At 39.1% G+C, this 7,616-nt stretch carries 10 protein-coding genes; 4 read left to right on the top strand and 6 right to left on the bottom strand.

Translation table 11 applies throughout. The features are described 5' to 3' along the window. Positions 1-44: 44 nt before the first annotated feature. Together OQ5_RS0112575 and OQ5_RS0112580 are read right to left on the bottom strand one after the other, a co-directional pair. Positions 45-1,025 carry an NAD-dependent epimerase/dehydratase family protein gene (locus tag OQ5_RS0112575; RefSeq protein ID WP_016777826.1) on the bottom strand — a complete coding sequence of 327 codons (981 nt, stop codon included), beginning with the start codon at positions 1,023-1,025 and terminating at the stop codon, positions 45-47. A gap of 555 nt (positions 1,026-1,580) precedes the next feature. Further along, on the bottom strand, positions 1,581-2,369 hold the full coding sequence (locus OQ5_RS0112580) for an SDR family NAD(P)-dependent oxidoreductase (protein ID WP_016777827.1): 789 nt from the start codon (positions 2,367-2,369) through the stop codon (positions 1,581-1,583). A 301-nt stretch (positions 2,370-2,670) separates the two neighbouring features. On the opposite strand from OQ5_RS0112580, the gene OQ5_RS0112585 reads away from it, so the two are divergent. Beyond that, on the top strand, positions 2,671-2,892 hold the full coding sequence (locus OQ5_RS0112585; RefSeq protein ID WP_016777828.1) for a hypothetical protein: 222 nt from the start codon (positions 2,671-2,673) through the stop codon (positions 2,890-2,892). A gap of 97 nt (positions 2,893-2,989) precedes the next feature. Here the strand turns inward: OQ5_RS0112585 and OQ5_RS0112590 are convergent, their stop codons facing one another. From OQ5_RS0112590 to OQ5_RS0112600, 3 genes are all read right to left on the bottom strand, one after another. Next, on the bottom strand, positions 2,990-3,205 hold the full coding sequence (locus OQ5_RS0112590) for a hypothetical protein (RefSeq protein WP_255297522.1): 216 nt from the start codon (positions 3,203-3,205) through the stop codon (positions 2,990-2,992). A gap of 45 nt (positions 3,206-3,250) precedes the next feature. After that, positions 3,251-3,619, bottom strand: coding sequence for a phage holin family protein (locus OQ5_RS0112595; protein ID WP_016777830.1), 369 nt, complete (start codon positions 3,617-3,619; stop codon positions 3,251-3,253). Between the two features lie 409 nt (positions 3,620-4,028). Beyond that, positions 4,029-4,307 (bottom strand): YtxH domain-containing protein, encoded by a 279-nt coding sequence (locus tag OQ5_RS0112600; protein WP_016777831.1) that lies wholly within the window; start codon positions 4,305-4,307, stop codon positions 4,029-4,031. Between the two features lie 546 nt (positions 4,308-4,853). Between OQ5_RS0112600 and OQ5_RS24700 the strand changes: the two genes are divergently transcribed. From OQ5_RS24700 to OQ5_RS24710, 3 genes are all read left to right on the top strand, one after another. Further along, positions 4,854-4,979 carry a hypothetical protein gene (locus OQ5_RS24700; RefSeq protein WP_255297523.1) on the top strand — a complete coding sequence of 42 codons (126 nt, stop codon included), beginning with the start codon at positions 4,854-4,856 and terminating at the stop codon, positions 4,977-4,979. Positions 4,980-5,070: 91 nt separating this feature from the next. Then, positions 5,071-5,805, top strand: a complete 735-nt coding sequence (locus tag OQ5_RS24705) for an HD domain-containing protein (RefSeq protein WP_255297524.1) — start codon at positions 5,071-5,073, stop codon at positions 5,803-5,805. A 50-nt stretch (positions 5,806-5,855) separates the two neighbouring features. Continuing rightward, entirely contained in the window at positions 5,856-7,292 is a 1,437-nt protein-coding gene (locus OQ5_RS24710; protein ID WP_016777833.1) for a RelA/SpoT family protein, read from the top strand. On the opposite strand, the gene OQ5_RS23240 is transcribed toward OQ5_RS24710, so the two are convergent. Beyond that, positions 7,230-7,424: a hypothetical protein gene (locus tag OQ5_RS23240; protein ID WP_141638883.1), complete on the bottom strand. Its 195-nt coding sequence runs from the start codon at positions 7,422-7,424 to the stop codon at positions 7,230-7,232. The two genes, OQ5_RS24710 and OQ5_RS23240, sit on opposite strands and share 63 nt — an antisense overlap. Positions 7,425-7,616: the final 192 nt, after the last annotated feature.

Genomic DNA, 7,616 nt, shown 5'->3' on the forward strand with positions numbered 1-7,616 from the left:
AAAGATTGTGATAACTTGCCCCGCTCATTCGTCATAAAGTGATGTTAACTGATCATTCCGTTTTCTTTAAACCACTGAACAGCCTGTTCAATTCCCTTTTTAGTTGCATCAAAGTGGACACCAAGCTTGTCCGATACCTTCCGATTTGTATAAAAATTGCTAACACACAATATTTTCATGTTGGTTAATGAAAGTTGTGTTTTAATACCGGTCAGCCGGAAAACTGTGCCGAGATAACCGGCTAAATAAAGCAAAAATCGTGGAATAGTTATGATTAACGGGCTTTTCGAAGAGAATTCAGATAATTTCGTGAAGAATTCTTTATACGATAGATTTTCGCCTGCCAGCAAATATGCCTGCCCGTTTTTCCCTTTTTCAAGAGCGGCCACAACACCTTTGGCTGCGTCGATAACGTTGACGAAGTTTTTGCCACCGGGCGGGCAAAAGATGATTTTTTTGTTATAGCCCATCATGATGATTCGTCCCGAGCTTGGTTTACCATCATAGGGGCCGATCATAAAAGTAGGGTTAACCACTGTAACTTCAATTTTGTCTTTGTATTGCAGTACCTTTTGTTGTCCTTCAAGTTTGCTTCGTGCATAAAAGGATTTTGTAAATGGCGGACTTATACTGAGACCTTCGTGTCCCGGGGTTGTTGCTGAACCAAAGCCAAATGCATTTGCAGTAGAAATGTATACAAACTTTTTTACACCCCGGTCGATGCATATTTTAACCAGTTTTTCGGATGCATCAACGTTGACAAGTTTATAGGGTTGGTAGCTTAAAAAATTTTGTGCTGTTAAGGCTGCCGCATGAATAACGTAATCACACCCTGTTACCGCCTTATCTAAAGCATCGTTAGAAGTAATATCACCTTCGGTTAATTCAAGTTCGTCTGGAATGGGGGCATTAAATTTCCGCGAATTCCTCAATAATCCACGAACTTTGTATCCCTTTTCCAGCAGGGCGAGTATGACATTAGTCGCTAAAAGTCCGTTTGCTCCTGTTACTAATACTTTAGGCATATTGTCAAAAGTATTTGATTTTCATTAGTATAAAATTTATTTTTAAGGCCTGATGGAACTCGTCCCGAGCAATCGGGACTCGTTTCTACAGACAAAAAAAGTAAAAAGATTTTGCGTTAAATGAGAGCAGTGACCAAACTTGTTTGTGTCAATGCCGAACGCAGCAAAATTCAGCTATGCTAAAAAATGCCGTCGCGCAAAGAAATTCTAAAAATCAGATTGTTTTTCTTAACGGAATTTCTTTGAGGCGACCGTACCTCTGAACTGTGTAAAAGTATTCAGAACGCACATAAATACTGGATTTCATTAAATCCATTTCATTTTAGTCGGTCAGTAATGTCAATAGTCAGTTAAAAAAAGCCTGAACGGCAGAGACGCAATGACGCAAAGTTTTTATTATGAGAGGTAGAGATGCACAAATTGGGCGTCTTTACCTTACCAGACATCTGCAAAAGTTTAACGGAATATTGTAATGTTAAACTTATTCTTTTTGCGACTTTATAAAAAAGCGTTTCCGTTTTGAGTTTTCTCCCTTCTGCCTGTTTCCCTTCTCTCTCAGCTGACTTCCCTTTTAGCAGCCTTTGTCATCAAATGCATTCGGATTTTCGGAGGCAACAGGGCCAATAAAAATTTGTTGATATAATTGCGGCGTCCGACCAAAATGTATGGTCTTTTTTTGAATAATCGCCTGATACTGACTCTTGCAGCCCTTTCAGGAGTTATCAGTCCTAATTTTCCCAGAATTCCCTGTTTGTTGATTCTTTTGGTAATCTCCGAATTGGTTTTCATGGGGCCGGGAAGTACTACGCTGACAAAAACCGAAGTATCTTTCAGCTCATGACACAGTGCCCTCGAAAAGTGTTGAATGTAACGTTTGGTTGCCGAGTAAACCGTTTTATAGCCAATGGGACTGAACGATGCCATGCTGGAAACATTCAGGATGTATGACTGTTCCTGCTTAAGAAGATTTGGCAATAATTGGTGGGTGATGATGGAGGTGGCCGTAACATTGATCTGAATGAGGTTTTCAATGTACTGAAGGTCGCTTTTATGAAAGGTTTGAGTGCCGCCGGTGCCAGCGTTATTGATTAGAATGTTTATGTTGAAATTATCATTAACCCAGGTCGTCATTTTAAGGAGTTCATCGCGATTGGTAAGATCGGCCTCATACGTTTGAGTGTCTACACCATATTGTTTGCATTCCGCAGCGGTTTCTTCAATGTTTTCGCCGGGTAATGCAACCAGTATAACATTTATTTTTCTTCGGCTGAGCTCAAGTGCCAATAATTTTCCGAACCCCTTACTACTACCTGTTACCAGGGCATATTTATTATTTTTTGTCATGGATCCTGTTATGTTACAACTTTTCTTCTATTTCAACGTCTTAGCAATAATCATTGAATTTTTATCATAATGAGTGTTGAAGGTTCAGTTACTGTTCAATGTATGAAACGAGCCGCGATTATTCGGGACGAGTTCCATCCGACCTTAATAAATAAATTTTATACGGATGAAACCAGGCAATAAATTTATTTTTTCTATAAGTGGAAAACAGCTCGAATATAGTAATTTATTTACTTCAAAAAAGTGTATTTCTTGTTGGTTTTATTAACTTGTACCTGGAAACAAACTAATTCACATTATTATGAAATCACAAACTTTATTTATTCTGGTGTTAATTTTTGTTTTTGTTACCGGTTGTGGAACTTCCGGATCTAAAAACAGTGATAATGATAATTCTCAATCAGATGTTCAGGAGATAACAGAAGAAGTAGTCGATTCGGTTTCGGTACGGATTGAAAAAACCAGTGCTGAAATTGATGAAAAAGTTGAAGAGGTCGACGAGGTATTAAATGAACTTGAATAAGCCCTAAAATTATATTACTATGAAGTATATCTGTTTTATTTTGATCATCGGTATGTCTGTTATTGCTGTCCCGTTTTCTTATGGGCTACAAAAACTGTTAAGCTTCTTTTCTCCGGCTTCTTCTGTTTCTTCCAAAAAAGTACTCCTTAATTCTGTTTTTCAGTTCAATAAGCATAGGTTGTGCCCATTCGGTTACCAGTGAGGGTACCAACCTGACGGGATGAAGATAATAACCCAGTTCGAGAAGTCTTATTTCGAGCTGCTTCTCGTTGTAACGGGCACGATATGCCAGGTGCATTTTTTCCGAGCGCAAATCTCTGTAACTTTTTATATGGCGGTAATCGTTTTTCTTTTTTTCTTATTCTTCTTCATCATGGTCGAATTTTGGGAACATTAATTCAATGAAATGTTGAACAACAGGCCGCTCAATAATTCTCTTGCGCAAAAGCCAAAAGACCAATGCTGCCAAAAGAAAAAGGCCCCCCATTAAGGCAAAACCAAGGGCATAAGACCCCATCCATTTACCGAGGAGAAATGCTGCAGCCAATGAAAAAAACATGAATACAAAAAAGAACAGATACAGCAAAACAGTCTTGGTCATCAAATTTGAAAAAAACCTTGACAGTTCTCCTGCAATATGCAATTTGGTGAGGTCAACACGCACCTTTACGTATTCTTCAAATTCTTTCCTGAGTTCTTCCAGTTCACTGGTAATATTTTCTTTCATCAGTATAAAATTACTCTAAGTTATTGGTCTGATGAAACTCGCATGATTGGGTTAATACATGTTCTCTTGTGACAAACCTTGTCATGCTCGTTTCATTAGTATATAATTTACTTAAATTATTGGCCTAATGGATCTCGCGACTTTTATACATGTCCCTTTGTTGTGGATTTCTTTGTAAACAAAGCGGCAGAGCCGAGGGAGAAATCAAAGCTCCATGCTCGTTAAATCTGTCGTGATTTAGTGTTTTAGTGCAATGTGCAAATTTTTTCTCAAAATAAAAAAGTTGTTCCGCAAAGAACAACTTTTTTACTTGATATATGAGTATATCACATTAAAGCGACTCTTAGAAGTGTCCCCATGAATAAACTAAGTCACTTAACCCACCCAAATGGGCCTGAATGGACAGACACTATTTCGCTCTTTCCGGAGCTTTTCTATACTCATCCATTAGTTTTTCGATGCGAGCTTCCAGTTCCTGAACTCTTTTCCGGGCTTCATCTTTCATTTCGGCACCCTTTTCTTTAAGTTTTGCTCTCATCTGGTCCAGTTCTTCTTCCAGTTCATCAATCTTGACCTTTATCTGACGCCGGGTGTCTTCCCCTGTTTGAGGTGCATACAACAAAGCAAGTGCTGCACCGGCGGCAGCTCCTAAAATTAATCCACCTAAAAATAATCCTGTATTTTTCATATACTATTGAGTTTTACAATTTAACATTCAATTATTTAAATATAAATAAAATTTTTCGGAATGTCAAACCAGCCTCATCTTTCGCCCCTGGTTTTTTGAATATTTTGGTTTTTCTTAGTAAACTTTATAAACGAACGGACAACTTGTTGTTCGTTCGTTTTTGTGTAGTGAAAAGGGCCAGAACAGAGTGCGTTAACATTATTGAGCGTCTTCATCACAATAGTCAGTTAATAAAAAGGCTAAATGCAGAGACTCAATGACACAAAGTTTTTATTAAGAGAGAGTTGTGGCTTGTGCGGTTAATTGCATAAACAATTAATTAGTGCCTGTCTATAAAGCAGGTTAAATATTTCATCTGAAAATCTCGTATCTATTGCATCGCCGGATTGTTTTATATTTGAGTCTGCAATCATTTACGTTACCTTTGTAATGGACAGGATTCAGAAATTTTTAAAAGCTAAGGGGCTGTCTATAAATTACCGTTTACTGTGTTACGCTCGCCATAAAATTATTCACCCCAAACAAGCTTTTGTAAGGTTTTTCTTAATGAAAAAACCAACAAAAAGCACATCCGGGACTCCGTTTCTGGCAGCTTCGCAAGCCCCCGATGATACCGGGGCAGGCATTGTAACTGGTACTTTCTGGACAGATACTAAGTATAGATGTTGTTAGTGAATAATAAACAATCAATTAACCATTGTGATTGGCTAAAGAGCCTTTCAGGAATGAACTCATATTTACCATTATAAAGATTAAATGTATCATGCCTGATTTGAATAAACCCATTTCTACACAGGAGAGAAAAGATATATTAAAGAGTTACAGGTCTTTACTTGAGGCATCTGATGGAATAATTAAACCAGGTGATGTTCCGATGATACGTGAAGCCATTGCGGTTTCGTTGCGACAGGGTAAAAACCTGCGCAGGATATCCGGTACACCAGCTCTTCTACACTCTTTGGAGATTGCCAGAATTGTTGTGGAGGAAATTGGATTGGGACGAACCTCATTAATCTGCTCTTTGCTCTACGATGTACTTCGCAATGGAGAGATTACCCTCGAAGAAATCAGGCAGCAGTTTGACGATCATGTTGTTATGATAATGGAAGGTCTTGCCAAGGTAGCCGATCTCTACAATCGAAATCCTTCCATCCGTTCAGAAAACTTCCGGAAACTGCTTTTGACATTTGCGCAGGATGTGAGAGTGATTCTTATTATTATTGCCGACAGGTTGCGCACAATGCGGACACTCGACAGGTATGACAGGGAAAGCCAGATTAATATCTCCTCAGAGGTATCTTATCTTTATGCTCCAATGGCACATCGCCTCGGACTATACAACATTAAATCGGAGATGGAAGACCTGGTAATGAAGTACACAAATCGGGAGATGTATAAATTCATTGCCAAAAAACTCAATGAAACCAAGCGCGCCAGGGATAAGTATATCCGGGAATTTATTGCGCCCTTAAAAAAAGACTCTCCGAGCAGGGACTAAAATTCGACATAAAAGGACGTACCAAAACCATCAATTCCATCTACAATAAAATGCGAAAACAAAACGTGGATTTTGAGCAGGTCTACGATCTATTCGCCATTCGAATTATTATCGATACCGAGCTGAAGAAGGAAAAGGCCGAATGTTGGAAAGTCTATTCCATAGTAACCGATAAGTATCAACCAAACCCCAGCAGGTTGCGTGACTGGCTGTCGGTGCCCAAAAGCAATGGTTATGAGTCGTTACATACCACAGTTCTGGGCCCCAATCATAAATGGGTGGAAGTACAAATTCGCACTCGCCGTATGGATGAAATTGCCGAGAAGGGACTGGCAGCCCATTGGCGATATAAAGGGATTAAGAGTGAAAAAGGATTGGATCAATGGTTGACCAATGTTCGTGAAATTCTTGAAAATCCTGAGGTTAATGCAGCCGATTTTATCGATGACTTTAAGTTGAACCTGTATGATGAGGAGGTCTTTGTTTTTACGCCTAAAGGTGATCTTCGACGTCTTCCCAAAGGAGCTACTATCCTCGATTTTGCTTTTGATATCCATTCCGAGATTGGGAAAAAATGCGTGGGAGCGAGGGTTAACCAAAAGAATGTTTCTATCAGATACGAACTGCGTAATGGTGACCAGGTGGAAATCCAGACCTCGTCGAACCAGGAACCAAAGCAGGACTGGCTGAATATTGTATCTACTTCAAGAGCACGTACCAAACTAAAACAGGCTTTACGCGATATTGAATACAAGGAAGCTGAGATAGGTCGTGAGATGCTGGTTCGCAGGCTTAAGAACTGGAAACTCGAATTAACCGATCAACGCATAGGCCAGCTGGTTAAACATTTTAAGTATAAATCTGTACACGATTTTTTCTGTGACATAGCTGAAGACAAGCTTGATGCTGTTGAAATAAAGGAATTTATTCTGAAAGAACGGGAAAAAGAGAAAGAGCTGTTGGAAAGTCAGCAAGCTGGTCGCAGTGCGGAAAATTTTGTCACACCGGTCGAAACTGAGGAACATTATGGACATGATGTTTTATTGATAGATAAAAATCTGAGCAATGTTAATTTTCATTTGGCCAAATGTTGTAACCCCATATTTGGCGATGATATTTTTGGTTTCGTCTCTGTAAACGGAGGTATTAAAATTCATCGCACCAATTGCCCGAATGCACCCGACTTGCGTAAGAAATACGGGTATCGGATTGTTCCTGCCCGCTGGACGGGTGAGGCCGGAGGTTCCTACCTGGCATCGCTTAAAGTAACGGGTGAAGACGATATAGGAATTGTTACTAACATTTCACAGGTGGTTTCAAAGGATATGGGGTTGAAAATTCGTTCAATCAATGTTGATTCTCATGATGGTGTATTTGAAGGAACACTCTCGGTGTTTGTTGATAATAAACAATCGCTTAACACACTAATGAAAAAAATCAGGAATATTAAAGGAGTGTTTAATGTTTCCCGCTTCGATGCTGTGTGAGAATGGATGGTGCGCGGGGTGCAGGTATTTGGCATATCCTGATATCCCGCCTTTTGCCATTTGTTCTTTTATCACTTCGAGGAGCCCCGACCAGCGGATAATGTTTCCCAGAACCGGGTTAAGAGCTCTCATCTTCATACTATTTGCTCCGTGCTCTTTGGCTGGATTTGATTTTCATTCTTATTTTTTCTATCTTAATATTCACAATGGCCCGTTAAATTCTTTCAAGTCTTTAAGTGATTATTTGTTTTATGTTTTGAATTTTTCGTCATATAAAACTTACATTATCAGAGCTATAAAATTAATTTTAAAATTTCACTACTG

Origin of the sequence: Anaerophaga thermohalophila str. Valhall (assembly GCF_000250735.1) — a bacterium.
Lineage (GTDB): Bacteria > Bacteroidota > Bacteroidia > Bacteroidales > Marinilabiliaceae > Anaerophaga > Anaerophaga thermohalophila_A.

Coding starts and splice junctions, on each gene's coding strand:
- OQ5_RS23240 (WP_141638883.1), bottom strand. CDS start 7,424: ATGAGAGCTCTTAACCCGGTTCTGGGAAACATTATCCGCTGGTCGGGG.
- OQ5_RS0112575 (WP_016777826.1), bottom strand. CDS start 1,025: ATGCCTAAAGTATTAGTAACAGGAGCAAACGGACTTTTAGCGACTAAT.
- OQ5_RS0112580 (WP_016777827.1), bottom strand. CDS start 2,369: ATGACAAAAAATAATAAATATGCCCTGGTAACAGGTAGTAGTAAGGGG.
- OQ5_RS24700 (WP_255297523.1), top strand. CDS start 4,854: ATGAAAAAACCAACAAAAAGCACATCCGGGACTCCGTTTCTGGCAGCT.
- OQ5_RS24710 (WP_016777833.1), top strand. CDS start 5,856: ATGCGAAAACAAAACGTGGATTTTGAGCAGGTCTACGATCTATTCGCC.
- OQ5_RS0112600 (WP_016777831.1), bottom strand. CDS start 4,307: ATGAAAAATACAGGATTATTTTTAGGTGGATTAATTTTAGGAGCTGCC.
- OQ5_RS0112595 (WP_016777830.1), bottom strand. CDS start 3,619: ATGAAAGAAAATATTACCAGTGAACTGGAAGAACTCAGGAAAGAATTT.
- OQ5_RS0112585 (WP_016777828.1), top strand. CDS start 2,671: ATGAAATCACAAACTTTATTTATTCTGGTGTTAATTTTTGTTTTTGTT.
- OQ5_RS24705 (WP_255297524.1), top strand. CDS start 5,071: ATGCCTGATTTGAATAAACCCATTTCTACACAGGAGAGAAAAGATATA.